We start from the raw sequence: 15,443 nt of genomic DNA on the forward strand, positions 1-15,443 counted from the left end.
TGTTGCTTGCCGCCTCAACTCGACAGCAGCAACACGCCCCAGGCCAGCGCCAGATAACGCGCCGCCTTGCCCAGAGTCAGCCACAGAATGCTGGACCACCAAGGCAGGCGCAGCCAGCCGGCGGCCAGCGGGATGGCGTCGCCGACTACCGGCAGCCAGGACAAGGCCAGCACCGCCGGGCCGAAGCGCTGGAACCAGCCGGCCAGCCGCGGCGACAACTCCTTGCGCGGCGCCAGCCGGCCCAGCCACAGGCTGGTGACGCTGCCGGCGGTATTGGCCACCGTGGCCACCAGCAAGGCCGGCCACAGCCAGTCCGGCCATTTGTACAGAAAGGCGGACAGCGCCAGTTCGGAATTGCCGGGCAGGATGGTGGACGAGGTGAAGGCCGACACCGCCAGCCCGCCCAGCCCCAGCCACACCAGATGGCTCATTCATCAAACCCTATGGTTTCGCCGCAGGCGGCGGCGATGGCGGCGCTGAGGGTGGAGAAGAATTCCGAGCCGTCGCGCGCGGCGATCCAGCTGCCGTCGCGGAAGGCGAAGTGGTAGCCGCCGCTCTTGGCCGCTATCCACAGCTCCTGATTGGCGGTGTGGCGGTTGACGATGATCTTGGCGCCGTCGCTGAACTCGATGTCCAGCACATTGCCGGACACCAGATAGTCGGCGTCCAGGTCGTTGTCGTCGATGGCGGCTTCGATGCGCGCGAAGATGGCGTCGGTGTGCCGCAGAAATTCGGTTTCGTTCATTGCGCTTTCCCGTTGGGTGACGGCCTGAACGCCGTCTTGGCGCGGCTCAGGCCTTGATCGCCGGGCGCATCGGAATCACACGGCGCGCCGCAGCTTTGCTAGTATCGGGATTTTGCCACATTGGAACTCATTCGTATGCGCACCTTGCTGGCTTGTGCAAGCCTGACCCTGTTCCTGACCGCCTGCGGCTTCAAAGGCCCGCTGTATCTGCCCGCCCCCGCGGCCAAGCCGGCCGCCGCCGCGCCGGCAGCCAAACCCGCAGTCAAGGCCGACGCCTCCGCCCCGCGCGCCGCGGTCGAATCCGCCTCTCCCGCCGCCCGCTGACGGCTTCCGCCGCGCTCCCAGACCGGCGCGGCGGCGGCGATAAATGCCGAAGACATATTGATATTCCCACGCGGTTTCCTGCGCTTAAGTCATATCCTTTACACTCAAAGACTGTAACTGCAGATAAAGGAGCCGCCGATGTCCCACTTCGCCCGTCATCTGGAACATCACACCATCGTCAATCCCTTTCCCGGCATCGCCAAGCTGGAAGCGGCCTTGGGCCACCGCATCGGCGCGCGCATAGGCTCCAATGAAAGCATGGCCAAGCCGGCCTCGCCGCTGACGGCGGAATTCGGCGAGATGATGACGGAGCTGGCCCGGCTCTACCCGGATCCGTACGCCCACGGCCTGCGCCAGCGCGCCGCGGCCCACAACCGCGTGGACGCGAGCCAGGTGCTGTTCGACACCGGCGCCGACAGCCTGATCCTGCTGGCTCTGCGTCTGGCCTGTAATGTCGGCGACGCGGTGGTGTGCACCGCCGGCACCTATCCCACCTTCCGTTATTTCGCCGAAGGCGTGGGCGCGCGCATCCTGGAAGTGCCTTACCAGCAACAAGGCGACCGGCTGCAGGCCGATCTGCCGCGACTGGCGGAGGTGGCCCGCGCCGAGCGCGCCGCCGTGCTCTATCTCGCCAATCCGGACAACCCCAGCGGCCATTACTGGGGCGCGGACGACATCCTGGCGCTGCGCGAAATGCTGCCCTCGTCCACGCTGTTGATTCTGGACGAGGCCTACGTCGATTTCTGCGTGGACGCGCAGGACGCGCCGCCGCAGGGCGCGCTGCCCAACACCCTGCGGCTGCGCACGCTGTCCAAGGCCTACGCGCTGGCCGGGCTGCGGGTGGGCTACGCCATCGGCCCGCAGCACATCGTCGCCAAGGCGGACCAGATCCGGCCGCAATTCGCGCTGTCCAGCTTCGCCCAGCTGGCGGCGCAGATCGTGCTGGACGATCCGGACTACTCGCGCCAGTTGATCGCCGCCACCATCCATCTGCGCGACAAGCTGTCCGACGCGCTGCGCGCGCGCGATCTGGTGGTGATGCCCTCGCACACCAACTTCGTCTGCATCGCCTATCGCGACGCCGCCAGCAGCGAGGCCATCCACCGCCAGTTGCTGTCCGACGGCATCGCCGTGCATCGGCCGCCGCACCCGGCGGTGCGCCACCTGCTGCGCGTCACCGCGCAGCCGCAGGCGCTGTCGGCCAAGGTGATGGCGGCGCTGGCGGAAGGTTAAGCATCGGCTCAAAGTCTGCTGCGCGTCGGCGGGATGGATAGATGACTCGTAGATTCCGCTTTCTCAGAACGTGTTTACGATCTTGCGAGCAAGAGCGAGACAAGGCGAAAACGAGCGAAAAAGCGGAATGTACGAGCGGTACATGAGCATTTTGAGCTGGTTTTTAACGCCGTATCGCCGACGCGCAGCAGATCGTAAACAGGTTCTCAGCGGTGTTCGCCTCTTGCCCGCGTCAATAAAAAACGCCCTGGGCCGACAAGCGGCTCAGGGCGTGGTCCTTTCCAAGCCTCCTCACTCCGAGGTGCTGGGATTCCAGTACGCCTGGCTGATGAAAGGCTGAGCCACCAGCTTGGCGGCGATCTCCTCCAGCTCCTCCCACTCCACCGAGGTGGACAGCAAGGTGGCGGTCATCTCCACCTCGTCGTCGCCAAACGGCTCCACGTCCAGATCCCCCACCGGATACTTGGATTCCTCCAACAGGTCGCTGAGCAAGGCCATCGCGTGCTTCTGGCCGGAGCGGCTGGAAATCACGCACAGCTGGTAAGTGACTTCGCTGGTCTCGTCGTCGATGGGCTTGCGGTTGATCGAGTTCACCACCGGACGCAGCAAGGTGTTGCTGGCCAGCACGAACAGCGTGATCAGGAAGGCCTGCGGAATCTGGCCGGCGCCGGCGCTGGCGCCGACCGCGGCCGAACCCCACAAGGTGGCGGCGGTGTTCAGGCCGCGCACGTTCAAGCCCTCTTTCATGATGGTGCCGGCGCCGAGAAAGCCGACGCCGGACACCACGTAGGACGCCACCCGCGCCGCGCCGCCGGTGCCGTCCAGCTGCAGCGCCATGTCGACGAAGGCCGCCGCGCCCACCGCCACCAGGGTGTTGGTGCGCAAGCCGGCGGTGCGTTGACGGAACTGGCGCTCATAGCCTATGGCCGAGCCCAGAATGAAAGCCGTCAACAGGCTGAGCAAGGTTTGCAGCAGACCAGACCCGTTGAAGCCCAGAAACTGCAGTAAGGTTTCCACTTGTTATTCCTCCTGCGGTCGATTGAAAAAACAGCTGTCCCGGCGCGCCGGGAAACAGTCAGGCAGTTTGCCACATCCGCGTGACCGGGTCGTGCCCGACCGGGCGGTTTTTGCGCGGAGCAAAGCGCATGAGCCCGGCCCGATCAACAAAATTGGCGACAGCGGATTCCTGCTGACAGCACGCTGTCAGCAGGGGGGCCGCACACTAACGTCACGGCCCTGAGCCGACCCGCGTATCCACCACGGAGAGCCTCAACATGCGCCCCCCTCTATTTCAGCTTCCCGCCGGACACGGCTTGGAAATCGCCAGCTTCGAACTAAAAGAAGGCGTATCCGAAGCCGAACTGCAACACGCCGCCCAGCAAATCGACGCCGACTGGCTCCGCCATGAAACCGGCTACCAAGGCTACGCGCTGCTGCGCGGAGAGGAACGGCGCTTCATCCACCTTACCTTGGCCGACAGCCCGGAACGCGCGCGGCAATTGTGCGCGCAATGGCCGGCAGAGCCCGCCTGCCGCGATTTTCTCGCCGCCATTGCCGCCGATACCGGCCGCATAGACTTTTATCACTGCCTATAAGCCGTATCCCCTACAAGGAGTTGACCATGTCCCCCTTCCTACACTGGTTTGAAATTCCCGTGCTCCAGTTCGAGCGCGCCGTCGCCTTTTATCAACAGGCGCTGCAACTGGAGCTGCGCGAGGAAAGCTTCGACAATAACCGCATGGCGCTGTTTCCCCACACCGAGGACAGTTGCGGCGGCGCGCTGCTGAGCTGCCCGCAAGCCCGCCCCCATGTCGACGGCGTGCGCGTCTATCTGGATGGCGGCGCCGATCTCGACGCCACGCTGGAGCGGATCAAGAGCGCCGGCGGCATCGTGGTGCAGCCCAAGACCGCGCTGCCGGAAAGCTGGGGGCACATCGCGCTGTTTTCCGATCTGGAAGGCAATCTGATCGGCCTGCACAGCGCAGCATGAGCCGACGCTACTGGATAGGCGTGGCCAGCCGCGACCATGTGCGGCGCGGTCTGGCCGGCGGCTTCGCCCAGCTGTGCCACGGCAAGGCCGCGCCGCTGAAGCGGATGGCGGCCGGCGACGGCCTGATCTATTACTCGCCGGTGTTGAGCCTGGAAGGGCGGGAACCCTGCCAGCGCTTCACCGCCGTCGGCCTGGCGGCGGACGACCGGGTCTACCCGTTCCGGGTCAGCGCCGATTTCGAACCCTATCGGCGCGACATCGCGTTTTGGCCGGCCGAAGACGCCGACATCCGGCCGCTGCTCGGCCAGCTGGCCTTCATCGCCGACCCGGCGCGCTGGGGCTACGCCTTCCGCTTCGGCCACCTGGAAATCGGCCGCGCCGATTTCCTGTTGATCGCGCGCGCGATGCAAGCGACACTGCCGCCATCCATGCTTCGGGAACCCGACTGAATGCGCCGAGCCGACCGACTGGTCCAAATCCTCTTGCTGCTGCGCGGCCGCCGCCGCACCACCGCCCGACAATTGGCCGAATGGCTGGAAGTGGCGCCGCGCACCGTCTACCGCGACATGGCGGACCTGATGGCCAGCGGCGCGCCGGTCAACGGCGAAGCCGGCGAGGGCTATTGGCTGGAAGCCGGCTTCACCCCGCCGGCGGTGGCGTTTTCCGCGCGCGAACTGGCGGCGTTGGAAGTGGGCGCGCGCATGCTGGCCGCCTGGGCGGACCGCGACACCGCGGCGGCGGCGCAATCGGCGCTGGGCCGCATCCACGCGGTGCTGGGCTCGTCCGGCCTGCCGCCGGAGCCGCTGTACGCGCCGACGGCGGGCAATTACCCGCGCGAGCGGCTGGCGCCGCTGCGCGACGCCATCGTCTCCCGCCAGCCGCTGTGGGTGGACTACCGCGACGAAAGCGGCCGCGACAGCCAGCGCGCGCTGCTGCCGCTGGCCTTGTTCTTCTGGGGCGACCGCTGGCTGCTGGCCGCCTGGTGCGGGCTGCGCCGGGACTACCGCAGCTTCCGCGTGGACCGGCTGCAAAGCTGGCGCGCTACAGACTTGAGTTGCCCGCCCGAGGTCAGCCTGGCCGGCTATCTCGGCCACGTCGACGGCGACGGCCAGGCGCTGGCCTGGCTGGAGCGCCATCAGCGCCAGCCCTGGCATCAAGAATAAGAACCTGTTCCAAGCCTGCTGCGCTTCGTGAAGCCTTGCACGGTGAGTACCCGCTCAAATGCTCATCTAGCACTCGTACACGCGGCTTTTTCGCTCGTTTTCGCCTTGTCTCGCCCTTGCCCGCGAGACCTTGAACAGGCTCTAGGAGCCACTAACTGACCCCTGGTGCCGCGTTGCGCCTTCTTGTCCGTCGGCGGTACTTTCCGCGTCGGCGCGACCTGGCTTAACGCGGTTTTATTCGCGCCGCCAAGCGCCGCGCCGCCGGCTCAAGGCAGCAGGATGATGGAACCGCTGGTCTTGCGCGCCTCCAAGTCGCGGTGCGCCTGCGCCGCCTCGGCCAAGGGATAGCGATGCGACGGCGCCACCTTGACCCGGCCGTCCGCCACGCGTTCGAACAAGGCCTGGGCCGAGGCCTCCAGCTCCGCGCGGCTGGCGATGTAATCGGCCAGCTTGGGCCGGGTGAAGAACAGCGAGCCGCGGCTGGTCAGTTCCAGTGGCGCGAACGGCGGCACCGCGCCGGAAGCGTTGCCGAAGCTGACCAGCATGCCGCGCGGGCTCAGGCAGGCCAGCGAGATCTGGAACGTGTCCTTGCCCACCGAATCGTAAACCACCGGCACGCCCTGGCCGCCGGTGATCTCGCTCACCCGCGCCACCACGTCTTCGCGACTGTAATTGATCACATGCTGGCAGCCCAGGCCGCGCACGATGTCGGCCTTGGCGTCGGAACCGACGGTGCCTATCACCGTCGCGCCCAGCGCCGTCAGCCATTGCACCGCGATCTGGCCTACGCCGCCGGCGGCGGCGTGCCACAGCACGGTCTGGCCCGGCCGCACCGGATAAGTGCGCTGCACCAGGTACTCCACGGTCATGCCTTGCAGCATCATGCAGGCGGCGGATTCGTCGCCGATGCCGTCGGGCAGCTTCACCAGCACCGCCGCCGGCAGCAGCCGCTCGCTGCTGTAGGCGCCCAACGGACCGCCGGCGTAGGCGACGCGATCACCCACCGCCAGGCCGGACACCTCCGGCCCCAGCGCCTCCACCACCCCGGCAGCTTCCTGTCCCAGGCCGGACGGCAACGGCAACGGATACAGGCCGCTGCGCTGATAGGTGTCGATGAAGTTGACGCCGATGGCGGTGTGGCGAACCCGCACCTGGCCCGGCCCCGGCGCGGCCAACTCCTGGCCTTGCAGGCCGAGCACTTCCGGCCCGCCGGTGTGGGAGAAAACGATGGCTTGAGTCATGCGGCCTCCTCGGCTCAAAAAATCCAGTGTGCGGCAGCGCCGCCGCCCCGGGCAAGCCGCTGTCGCAGAACAGACTGTTTCTGCTCTCAGGCCAATTGCCCGCGCCCCCAGGCCAGCACGTCCGGCAGGATGCGCGGCCAGGCTTCGAGTCTGTGGTCGTCGCCGTTGAACACCGTCTGACGGCAGTCCAGGTACAGCGCCGCCGCTTCGCGCCAGTCCAACACCTCGTCGCAGCTGCCCAGCAGCAGCCAGTAGCGACGCGCGGACGGCTGCGCCACGCGCTGCGCCAGCAAGGCCGTCATGTCGGCGTCGCTCAGGGTGTAGACCACGCCGGTGTAGGGATTGGTCTGTTCGCCGATGAAGCGCGCCAGGTCGTCGTAAGGACGCACCGCTGGATTGATCAGCGCCGCCGGGCGCTGGTGGCGCTCGGCCAGAAAGGTGGCGTAATAGCCGCCGAGCGAGCTGCCGATCAGCATGGTGTCGGCCGGCAAGGACGCCACCAGGGCGGACGCCTGCTCGATCGCCTCGGCCGGATGCGGCGACAACTGCGGACAATGCAGCGTCGCGTCGACAGCGTTCTGTTGCAGATAAGCGGCGGTTTCGTTCGCCTTCAGCGATTGCGGGCCGGAGTTGAAGCCGTGCAGATAAACAATGTGCATGCGGATGGGAACAAACGGTAAATAAAGAGTTCATTCTAAATGGCCATCGGCCCAAGAAAAACCCTGGCAGCCGCGGCTGGCAACCGTCCTTTCGACGGACTTGCCAATACATTCGCATGAATGATACAAAAGCGCGGAAAAAATAATAAAACCGACGATTTATGCCACGCAAAGCGGTTTACAAAGATAACAGGAGAACATTAATGCTTGCCACCTTGCCGGACAACGCCCTCGTAGCCGACGCCACCACCACCAAGCCTTACTCCGTCGCCAGCCTGATCATGGCTTGCGGCTTTCTGCACCACAGCGCGCAGGCTTTTCTCGACGATGTGCGCGCCGATCAGGCGCTGATCCGTTCCGGCTTCTGTCCGCGCCACCATGTGCACGTGGACCGCGACGGCCAGGCCACGGTGGACGGCTTCGTCCACGAACAGGTGGGCTTGTTGCTGCAGCACAACGCCTCCCTGCATTTCGCCTTGCATGAAATGCTGATGCAGTTCGGCCCGGACGCCTGCAACGACACCCTGGCCGGCATCATCGTGCGCGGCCTGCGCGGAGTGCAGGACTGGCAGGCGGCCTGCCAGTGCCTGGCGGCGATGCGCCGCGGGCCGGCCCGCGCCTGAGACCATGGGCAGCCGTCATTCCCGCGGCTTGGCCCGCTTGGCCAGATCCAAGGCCTTGAGCCCGGCGCTGACGTCGCCCTGAGCCGCCGCCTTGGCGTACCAGCGTATCGCCGCCGGCAGGTCCCGCTCCACCCCGTCGCCGTGCTCGTACATGCTGGCGATCAGGTATTGCGCGCCCACGTCGCCCTGGCGGGCGGCCTTCTCGTACCAGTACGCGGCCAGCCGGTAGTCCTTGGCCGCGCCGCGGCCCAGGAAGTATTGGGTGCCCAGATCCAGCTGCGCCGGCAGATAATCCTGCCGCGCCGCCAGCCGGAACCAGCGCGTCGCCTCGGTCTGCGACTTGGCCACCTGCTGGCCGCTTTCGTACAAAGCGCCCAGCGCGTGCTGCGCCTGCGGCAGGCCCGCGTCGGCGGCGCGACGCAGCCAGCGCTCGCCCCGCGCGCGGTCCGGCGCGCCGCCCTCGCCGCGCCAATGCATCATCGCCAGGTCGAAAGCCGCCACCCGGTCGCCGGCCTCAGCCGCCTGCTCGAACTGCCGGCGCGCGGCGACGTAGTCGCCGCGCTGGTAGCTGGCCCAACCCGCCACGTCCGCGGCCAGGGACGCCAGCGTCCACGCCGCCAATAGCCCGCCTGCCCACGCTTTCATCGCCGTTCTCCGCCTCTGCCCGCCGTAAGTGCCTGTTCAACGCGCTTTCTCAGCCGTTTTCGCCTTGGCTAGCGAGACTTTGAACAGGTTCTAAGAGATTAGTCGGCGACCGCCGGAAAATCTGTCGGCGACCGCTCCCACGGCGGCGGCTCGCCGCCCAGCCGTCTATCGATGAACTCCAGGAAGGCCCGCACCTTGGCCGGCACGTACTCGCGCTCGGGAAACACCGCGTGCAGCGGCAAGGGATAACGCTCCCGCAAGGGCAGCGGCCGGCCGCCAACGAACGCGGCTGAACCGGCGCCGAGAATCGCCGCGCAATGCTTGCTATGCTGAAAGTCCATCCCGCGCGACTAAACCACCATGGCTCCACCCTTAGGCCCTCATCCCGAGCGACAACTGTACCGCGACGCGGACGGCCGCTATTGCGCGCGGCTGGGCGGCTGTCAGTTCAGCAGCGTGTTCCAGCCGCTGTTCTACCGCAGCGGCGGCGTGTTCGGCTATGAAGCGCTGTTGCGCGTGCGGACGCAGGACGGCCAGACGCCGCCCCCCGACGCCTTCCTGTCCGGGCTGCCGCAGGAACTGGCGCTGGAAGCCGACCAGCTGGCGCGGCTGATCCACATCCGCAACTTCGCGCAAAGCGGCCAGTCCGGCTGCCTGAGCCTGAACCTGCTGGCCCAAACCGCGGTGGTGGACCATCACGGCCGCAACCACCTTCCGCTGCTGCAAGGCCTGCTGGACTCGCTGGAGCTGGACAGCGGCGGCGTGATTTTCGAGCTGCCGGAATACGAGGTGGAACACCACGGCCAGCCGCTGATCAACAGTCTGCGCCTGACCGCCGAGGCCGGCTTCGGCCTGTCGGTGGACGACTTCGGCGCGGTGGCCGCGCGTCACGGCAAGGTCAAGTCGCTGTGCCCGGACCTGATCAAGATAGACCGCAGCCTGCTGCTGGACTATATGTCCGGCGAACGCCACCGGCTGCCGGTGCTGCTGGAGCTGGGCTGGCAGATAGGCTGCCGCATGGCGGTGGAGGGCATCGAAAACCAAGAGCAGCATCTGGCGATGCAGGAACTGGGCGTGGAGCTCTACCAGGGCTTCTACCTGGGCAAGCCGGCCGAGCTGCCGGTGACCTGCCAGCTGTGACCGGTGCGATCCAGCCCCAGGCTGAGCAGCGCCAGCGCGGCCAGCGCCGCTCCCAGCCATACCGGCGCGCGCAAGCTCCAGCCCGCGTCCAACAAGGCGCCGCCGCCCCAGGAACCCAGCATCAGGCCCAGATTGACCACCGACACATGCAGACTGTTCACCATGGGCCCGCTGCCGCCGGCGCGCACCACTCGCGCCACCATCGCCGGGTTCATCGGCAGGCCGGCCAGACCCAATAGCAGCACGCACGCCGCCGTCGCCACCTGCCATTGCGCCAGCAAGGCCAACGCCACTAGGGCAGCCAGCAAGACCAGCAGGCCGCCGCGCAGCACGGCGCGGGTATGACTGTCCGCCAGCCGGCCGCTGCACAGATTGCCGAGCACCGTCGCCAGCCCGTAGCCGGCGAACAGCCACGGCAGCGCGGCGGCGGCGAAGCCGCTGATCCGGGTGAACAAGGGCGCCAGATAGGTGAAGGCGGCGAACACCGCGCCTATGATCAGGCCGCTGCTCAGATAAGCCGCCCATAGGCTGGGACGCGCCAGTCGCCGGCCCTCCTCGCCCAGGCTCAAGGCGTGCGGCCGCGCGCCGGAGGGCGTCAGCGCGGCGATGCCCGCCGCGGCCAGCGCCACCATGCCCGCCACCAGCCAAAAGCTCAAACGCCAGCCCCAGTGCTGATCCACCCAGGCCGCCAGCGGCAGGCCGGCCACCGAAGCCAGCATCAGGCCGTTGAGCACCAGCGCGGCGGCGCGCGCCACCCGGAGTTCGCCCACCTGTTCCGCCGCCAAGGCCATGGCCACGCCGATAAAAGCCGATTGCGCGACGCCGCAGATCAGCCGCGACCACAGCATCTGCTGGTAATCGCCGGCCAGCGCGCCCAAAACCTGCCCGGCCAGGAACAGCAGCAACAGGCCGATCAGGCTGTGCTTGCGCCGCGCCGAGCGCAGCAGCCAGGTCAGCGCCGGCCCGCCCAGCACCACGCTGGCGGCGTAGGCCGACACCAGATTGCCCACCGCCGGCAGGCTGACGCCCAGCACCGCCGCCAGCGACGGCATCATCCCCGCCACCATGAATTCCGACGTCGCCATCGCAAAAATGCATAAGCCCAACAGATACACCGTCGCCGGCATCGCCGCCTCTCCGTTCTTGTCCGCCATTCCGCCTCTCCCCTATCGCTATTGAATGAGCGTTCATGCTAGATTTCTTGGCGATACGGAAAAACAGTCTGCAATTCCGTATATAACGGAATCAGATTCCGCAATAGCGAGACCAGCATGGAGAAAATGAGCGGCATCGAGCTGTTCGCCCACATCGCCCAACAAGGCAGCCTGGTGGCCGCCGGACGACAACTGGGCATTTCCGCCTCCGCCGCCGGCAAGGGCCTGGCGCGGCTGGAAGCGCGGCTGGGCGCGCGACTGGTGCAACGCAGCACGCGGCGGCTGACCCTGACCGCGGCCGGGGAGCAATATTTGCAGCGCTGCCTGCGCATCCTGGAGGAAGTGGAAACGGCCGAACGCGAGCTGCAACGGGGGCAGGCCGCGCCGCGCGGCCGCTTGAAAGTGGGCCTGCCGCATGAATGCGGGGTGCTGGCTCCCCACCTGGCGGCCTTCATGCAAAGCTATCCGGAGATCGAACTGGACCTGGACTACAGCGACCGCCTGGTGGACGTGATAGGCGAGGGCTTCGACGTGGTGCTTCGCGGCGGCGAACCCGGCGATTCGCGCTTGAGCGCGCGGCGGCTGGGCGGCTACCGCGTGCGGTTGGTGGCCGCGCCGGCCTACTTCTCCCGCCACGGCGAGCCGGCGTCGCCGGAGGATCTGACGCGTCACCGCTGCCTGCACTACCGCTATCCGCGCAGCGGCAAGCTGGCGCCGTGGCCGCTGAGCGGCGCGGACGCGACCGCGCTGCCGGTCAACGCCTGCGCCAACACCGGCGACGCGCTGATCCAGTTGGCGGAGCAAGGCGCCGGCATCGCCTGCCTGCCGGACTTCACCGTGCGCCGCCAACTGGCGGACGGACGACTGCGGGCGTTGCCGGAAGCCTGGGCGGAACGCAGCGGCGCCCTTTACCTGCTGTGGCCCAGCGCCCCCTATCTGCCGCCGCGGCTGCGCGCCTTCATCGACTTCTTCGCCGAACGCGGCTTCCCTGGCGGCTAAGGCTCCCGGGGCCCGCGAGCAAGAGCGAGCCAGGGCGAAAACGACGGAGCAAACGGAACGCGCAGCTGGCGCACGAGCATTCCGAAGCCGTACTCACCGCGCCGCGTCTCACGCAGCGCGGCGGACTGGGAACCGCCTATCAGGGCGCCGACACCAGCCGGTCCGCCATCGCCTTGATCGCCCGCATCTGCACCCCGTTCTTCCAGGCGAAATTCACGCCGGTGTAGCCGAACCAGTCCCAGCAGCCGTTCGGGTTGACAGGCGGCAGCGCCGTGGTCTGCGGATACAGCACGATGATGCGGTTGCCGTCCGCCCACTCGTTGTAGCCGGCGTGCCCGTAAAAGGCGTCGCCGACCGCGCCCGCGTACTGGCGGCAGCCGTGCAGCGCCACGTGCACCTTGCAGGCCTCTCCCTCGGCGCAGGCGCGCGGCACATAAACATAGCCCTCGTCGGCCAGGCTGCTGCCCGGCGGCGCGTACGGCTTCTGGTCGAAAGCCACCACCTGGCTGCTCAGCATGGCGGCGCGCGGCTGCAACGGGCCGTAGATCTGCTTCAGGATCGCGCCGGCCTGATCGTAGCCTTCGCCCTTCCAGTCGCAGTGGTTGACGTAGGGCGACTTGGTTTCGCCGCAGTCATTGCCGTAAGTCGGCGTGATCTGGGCGTGGCCGGCCGGCAGGCCGCGCAGATACTCGATGCGCGCCGCCGGCACTCCCAGTTTGCGGAAATAGCTCTCGGCGCTGTCCACCACCGCCGTCTTCACGGTATTGTCCTGGCTGCCGCTGAACAGATAGACGCGGCGCTTGGCCAGATTGGACAGCGGGTCGATCTGCCCGCTCAAGGCGAACTGCTGCGTCGCCAGCACCAGGCCGCCCACCGCCGGCGGCGGTCCGCTCATGCAGGCCGGCGCGCCCGCCAGCGTGCCCTTGGAGCAATAGTAGGGCCCGCCCGCCACCACGCCGACGCCGCGCACCGAAGCGGAAAACGCCACCTGATACTGCACCGCCATGAAGGCGCCGGACGACAGGCCGGACACCGACGATTGCCGCGTGTCGCCGCGATGCGCCGGCAACGGCTCCGCCGCCGCAACCATCTGCGCCAGCGTCAACGCCAGCGCCCCTCCCCACCACCAGCCTGGTTTCAACATAAGCCCCCCTTTCGCGCGAAACCCGCGCTCCCGCCTGATTATGACGCTCCCGGCCGGCAAAAATCACCCCGACGTCATGCTTCGTCGGCAAATCGGCCAGTTCCCCGCCCCGCGCTCTCCGCCTCGCGCAGCCGTCGGCGCTGTCCCGCGCCTTCGGTATTCCGTACTATTCCAGTTTCATCAATGACAAGAAGAACGGCATGCCCCCGCTCCCCGCGCCCCATACCGCCGGCCTGCGCGCCTTGCTGACAGGCCTGACGCTGGCTCTCGCCGGCTGCACACCAGAGCCCCCGCCGCCGCCCGCCGCGCGGGCCGACGCCGCCAGCGCGCCGGCCGCCGCCGGCCAGGTGCGTCGCTTGAACGCCGTGCCGGCCGGCGTCGAACTGCGCGGCAAGCTGACCGCCGCCTACGGCTGGACGGACAGCGCCGGCGAACAAGTGCTGGTGCTGGCGGAACAGAGGGAAGCGCGCGGCGCCGACGGCACCCAGAACGCGGCCCTCTACGCCGCGCAATACACATTGGGGCAGGACAGGCCGCGCCGGCTGTGGATGCTCAGCGACGGCGTGACGCGCTGCGAGTTCGACGCCAGCGCGGCCTTCGATCTGGAAGCCGTCGGCTTCCCTGACCTCAACCGAGACGGCGCGCTGGAAACCGTGGTCGGCTATCGCAGCGCCTGCGCCAGCGACGTCAGCCCCAACGACTACAAGCTGATCCTGCACGCCGGCAAAGCCAAGTACGGGCTGCGCGGCCTGGATCGCCAGGGCGTGCGCTGGCTGGATCCGGACAGCGGCCATCTGACCGGCCTGCCGCTGCCCGACGACTGCAGCCCGCAGGGTCAGCGGGCGCTGCAGGCCAAGGGCTGGGAGAGAGACTTCGAACCGCCCTATCTGCCCGGCTGCTACGTCGATGAAAACGACTTCGCCGCGGCGCCGCCGGCCTTTGTCCGCTTCATGCGCCAGCACTGGTTCGCGCGGATGCGCCAGCAGGAAGAAAGCTGGCTCAAACAACAGCAACAGGAATGAGCGCGGCAGGCGCCGGCGTTCGCTGGCGTTCCGCTCGTCCTTCGATATGCATGATAATAATTCTTGTTTGCAATAAAATCGAAGCCACCACCCGCGCCTTTCCAAAGGACTTTCATGGCTTTCGATTTTTTCCGCCCGCGGCGCGCCGCGCTGCGCTTAGGGCTGGCCGCCGGCCTTGCCCTGGCCTTGAGCGGCTGCGGCGCCCCTGAATCCAGCGCCGACGCCTCCGCCGCGGCGCCCGGCCAGTGGCCGCGCACCTTGCATACGCCAAAGGGATCGTTGACGCTGGAACGGCCGCCGCAACGCATCGCCTCCACCAGCGTAACGCTGACCGGCACTCTGCTCGCCATCAACGCTCCGGTGGTGGCCAGCGGCGGCAGCGCCGCCAACTCCAAGGTCACCGACGGCCAGGGCTTCTTCACCCAGTGGGGGGCGGTGGCCAAACAGCGGGACGTGCAGCCCTTGTACCAGGGCGAACCCAATGCCGAGGCCATCATCGCCGCCCAGCCCGACTTGATCGTGATGGCCGGCACCGGCGGCGACTCCGCGCTGAAGCTGTACGAGCAGCTAAGTCTGATGGCGCCCACCCTGGTGGTCAATTACGACGATAAAAGCTGGCAGGAACTGGCGACGCTGCTGGGACGCGCCAGCGGCCGCGAGGCCGACGCCCAGGCGGTGATCGCCCGTTTCGACGCCGAGGTGGCGCAGTTGAAAAGCAAGCTGAAGCTGCCGCCGCAACCCACCGCCGCCATGGTGTACAGCGAGGACGGTTCCGGCGCCAATCTGTGGACGCCGGAATCGGCGCAGGGCAAGCTGCTGCAAGCGCTGGGCTTCACCCTCGCCACCGCGCCGGACAGCGTCAAGGGCAACACCAGCCAGGGCGTGCGTCGCGACATCGTGCAGTTGTCGGGCGAAAAATTCGCGGAGGGGCTGCGCGGCAACAGCATCATGCTGTTCAACGCCGACGCGCCCACCGTGTCCAAGGTGCTGGCCAACCCCTTCCTGGCGGGCAACGCCGCCGTGCGCGGCAAACAGGTCTACGCCGCCGGCTTCGACACCTTCCGCCTGGACTACTACAGCTCGCGCAATATGCTGGCCCGCCTGGCGCAGCAACTCCAATAGCCGAGCAGCGGTCGGCATCCTTCCTGACAGGCTCGCGCCCACCACGGCGCGGGCCTGTTTTCACATTGATCACCCCGCAGCCGTTTTCGCCTTGTCTCGCCCTTGCTCGCGAGACTTTGAACAGGCTCTTACGTCCACCTCTTCGTCGTGAAGAGCAGTATAATTTTTTTAAGTAAATAAATAATGTTATTCATCAAATTAATTACATTTCCGGCAATCAATAAGAGATTTACGATAGC

The 15,443-nt window shown here is 67.3% G+C and carries 20 protein-coding genes; 11 read left to right on the forward strand and 9 right to left on the reverse strand.

Going from position 1 to position 15,443, the window contains the following annotated elements; translation table 11 throughout:
• Positions 1 to 14: 14 nt before the first annotated feature.
• Positions 15 to 431 carry a YqaA family protein gene (locus VK98_RS03695; RefSeq protein ID WP_048412740.1) on the reverse strand — a complete coding sequence of 139 codons (417 nt, stop codon included), beginning with the start codon at positions 429 to 431 and terminating at the stop codon, positions 15 to 17.
• The gene (cyaY, locus tag VK98_RS03700; RefSeq protein WP_048412741.1) at positions 428 to 745 is read right to left on the reverse strand and encodes an iron donor protein CyaY; all 318 of its coding nucleotides are present in this window, start codon (positions 743 to 745) and stop codon (positions 428 to 430) included. The genes VK98_RS03695 and cyaY overlap by 4 nt, the downstream gene beginning before the upstream one ends.
• A 120-nt stretch (positions 746 to 865) precedes the next feature.
• Here cyaY and VK98_RS03705 point away from each other — a divergent pair, with 120 nt between their 5' ends.
• Positions 866 to 1,069 (forward strand): lipoprotein, encoded by a 204-nt coding sequence (locus VK98_RS03705; RefSeq protein ID WP_205466691.1) that lies wholly within the window; start codon positions 866 to 868, stop codon positions 1,067 to 1,069.
• A gap of 138 nt (positions 1,070 to 1,207) precedes the next feature.
• Positions 1,208 to 2,302 carry a histidinol-phosphate transaminase gene (locus VK98_RS03710; RefSeq protein WP_048412743.1) on the forward strand — a complete coding sequence of 365 codons (1,095 nt, stop codon included), beginning with the start codon at positions 1,208 to 1,210 and terminating at the stop codon, positions 2,300 to 2,302.
• 291 nt (positions 2,303 to 2,593) lie between these two features.
• Here the strand turns inward: VK98_RS03710 and VK98_RS03715 are convergent, their stop codons facing one another.
• Positions 2,594 to 3,319, reverse strand: a complete 726-nt coding sequence (locus tag VK98_RS03715; protein ID WP_019103569.1) for an MgtC/SapB family protein — start codon at positions 3,317 to 3,319, stop codon at positions 2,594 to 2,596.
• A 257-nt stretch (positions 3,320 to 3,576) separates the two neighbouring features.
• On the opposite strand from VK98_RS03715, the gene VK98_RS23600 reads away from it, so the two are divergent.
• From VK98_RS23600 to VK98_RS03735, 4 genes are read left to right on the forward strand one after another with little or no spacing between them, the layout of a single operon-like run.
• Complete coding sequence (locus tag VK98_RS23600) at positions 3,577 to 3,897, forward strand: hypothetical protein (protein ID WP_156187749.1); 321 nt, start codon at positions 3,577 to 3,579, stop codon at positions 3,895 to 3,897.
• Between the two features lie 26 nt (positions 3,898 to 3,923).
• On the forward strand, positions 3,924 to 4,292 hold the full coding sequence (locus VK98_RS03725) for a VOC family protein (protein WP_048412745.1): 369 nt from the start codon (positions 3,924 to 3,926) through the stop codon (positions 4,290 to 4,292).
• Entirely contained in the window at positions 4,289 to 4,741 is a 453-nt protein-coding gene (locus VK98_RS03730; protein ID WP_048412746.1) for an EVE domain-containing protein, read from the forward strand. Before VK98_RS03725 ends, VK98_RS03730 begins: the two co-directional genes overlap by 4 nt.
• The gene (locus VK98_RS03735; RefSeq protein WP_048412747.1) at positions 4,742 to 5,455 is read left to right on the forward strand and encodes a YafY family protein; all 714 of its coding nucleotides are present in this window, start codon (positions 4,742 to 4,744) and stop codon (positions 5,453 to 5,455) included.
• 266 nt (positions 5,456 to 5,721) lie between these two features.
• On the opposite strand, the gene VK98_RS03740 is transcribed toward VK98_RS03735, so the two are convergent.
• Both VK98_RS03740 and VK98_RS03745 read right to left on the reverse strand, forming a co-directional pair.
• A complete protein-coding gene (locus VK98_RS03740; RefSeq protein WP_048412748.1) occupies positions 5,722 to 6,696 on the reverse strand; it encodes a quinone oxidoreductase in 975 nt (324 codons plus the stop codon).
• An 86-nt stretch (positions 6,697 to 6,782) separates the two neighbouring features.
• The gene (locus tag VK98_RS03745) at positions 6,783 to 7,355 is read right to left on the reverse strand and encodes a YqiA/YcfP family alpha/beta fold hydrolase (protein WP_048412749.1); all 573 of its coding nucleotides are present in this window, start codon (positions 7,353 to 7,355) and stop codon (positions 6,783 to 6,785) included.
• Between the two features lie 203 nt (positions 7,356 to 7,558).
• Between VK98_RS03745 and VK98_RS03750 the strand changes: the two genes are divergently transcribed.
• On the forward strand, positions 7,559 to 7,978 hold the full coding sequence (locus VK98_RS03750) for a hypothetical protein (protein ID WP_043589344.1): 420 nt from the start codon (positions 7,559 to 7,561) through the stop codon (positions 7,976 to 7,978).
• Positions 7,979 to 7,993: 15 nt separating this feature from the next.
• Here the strand turns inward: VK98_RS03750 and VK98_RS03755 are convergent, their stop codons facing one another.
• Positions 7,994 to 8,623 (reverse strand): tetratricopeptide repeat protein, encoded by a 630-nt coding sequence (locus tag VK98_RS03755; protein ID WP_048412750.1) that lies wholly within the window; start codon positions 8,621 to 8,623, stop codon positions 7,994 to 7,996.
• A gap of 98 nt (positions 8,624 to 8,721) precedes the next feature.
• Positions 8,722 to 8,964, reverse strand: a complete 243-nt coding sequence (locus VK98_RS03760; RefSeq protein ID WP_048412751.1) for a hypothetical protein — start codon at positions 8,962 to 8,964, stop codon at positions 8,722 to 8,724.
• Between the two features lie 19 nt (positions 8,965 to 8,983).
• Here VK98_RS03760 and VK98_RS03765 point away from each other — a divergent pair, with 19 nt between their 5' ends.
• On the forward strand, positions 8,984 to 9,763 hold the full coding sequence (locus VK98_RS03765; protein ID WP_048412752.1) for an EAL domain-containing protein: 780 nt from the start codon (positions 8,984 to 8,986) through the stop codon (positions 9,761 to 9,763).
• On the opposite strand, the gene VK98_RS03770 is transcribed toward VK98_RS03765, so the two are convergent.
• Positions 9,718 to 10,917, reverse strand: coding sequence for an MFS transporter (locus tag VK98_RS03770; RefSeq protein ID WP_231589199.1), 1,200 nt, complete (start codon positions 10,915 to 10,917; stop codon positions 9,718 to 9,720). The two genes, VK98_RS03765 and VK98_RS03770, sit on opposite strands and share 46 nt — an antisense overlap.
• Before the next feature lie 117 nt (positions 10,918 to 11,034).
• Between VK98_RS03770 and VK98_RS03775 the strand changes: the two genes are divergently transcribed.
• Positions 11,035 to 11,916 carry a LysR family transcriptional regulator gene (locus VK98_RS03775; RefSeq protein ID WP_048412753.1) on the forward strand — a complete coding sequence of 294 codons (882 nt, stop codon included), beginning with the start codon at positions 11,035 to 11,037 and terminating at the stop codon, positions 11,914 to 11,916.
• A gap of 139 nt (positions 11,917 to 12,055) precedes the next feature.
• On the opposite strand, the gene VK98_RS03780 is transcribed toward VK98_RS03775, so the two are convergent.
• Positions 12,056 to 13,060, reverse strand: coding sequence for a PHB depolymerase family esterase (locus VK98_RS03780; protein ID WP_048412754.1), 1,005 nt, complete (start codon positions 13,058 to 13,060; stop codon positions 12,056 to 12,058).
• Positions 13,061 to 13,260: 200 nt separating this feature from the next.
• Between VK98_RS03780 and VK98_RS03785 the strand changes: the two genes are divergently transcribed.
• A complete protein-coding gene (locus VK98_RS03785) occupies positions 13,261 to 14,082 on the forward strand; it encodes a M949_RS01915 family surface polysaccharide biosynthesis protein (protein ID WP_156187750.1) in 822 nt (273 codons plus the stop codon).
• 114 nt (positions 14,083 to 14,196) lie between these two features.
• Positions 14,197 to 15,204 carry a Fe2+-enterobactin ABC transporter substrate-binding protein gene (gene fepB / locus VK98_RS03790; RefSeq protein WP_082158738.1) on the forward strand — a complete coding sequence of 336 codons (1,008 nt, stop codon included), beginning with the start codon at positions 14,197 to 14,199 and terminating at the stop codon, positions 15,202 to 15,204.
• Positions 15,205 to 15,443: the final 239 nt, after the last annotated feature.

Origin of the sequence: Chromobacterium sp. LK11, from assembly GCF_001043705.1 — a bacterium.
In the GTDB taxonomy this organism is placed as follows: domain Bacteria; phylum Pseudomonadota; class Gammaproteobacteria; order Burkholderiales; family Chromobacteriaceae; genus Chromobacterium; species Chromobacterium alkanivorans.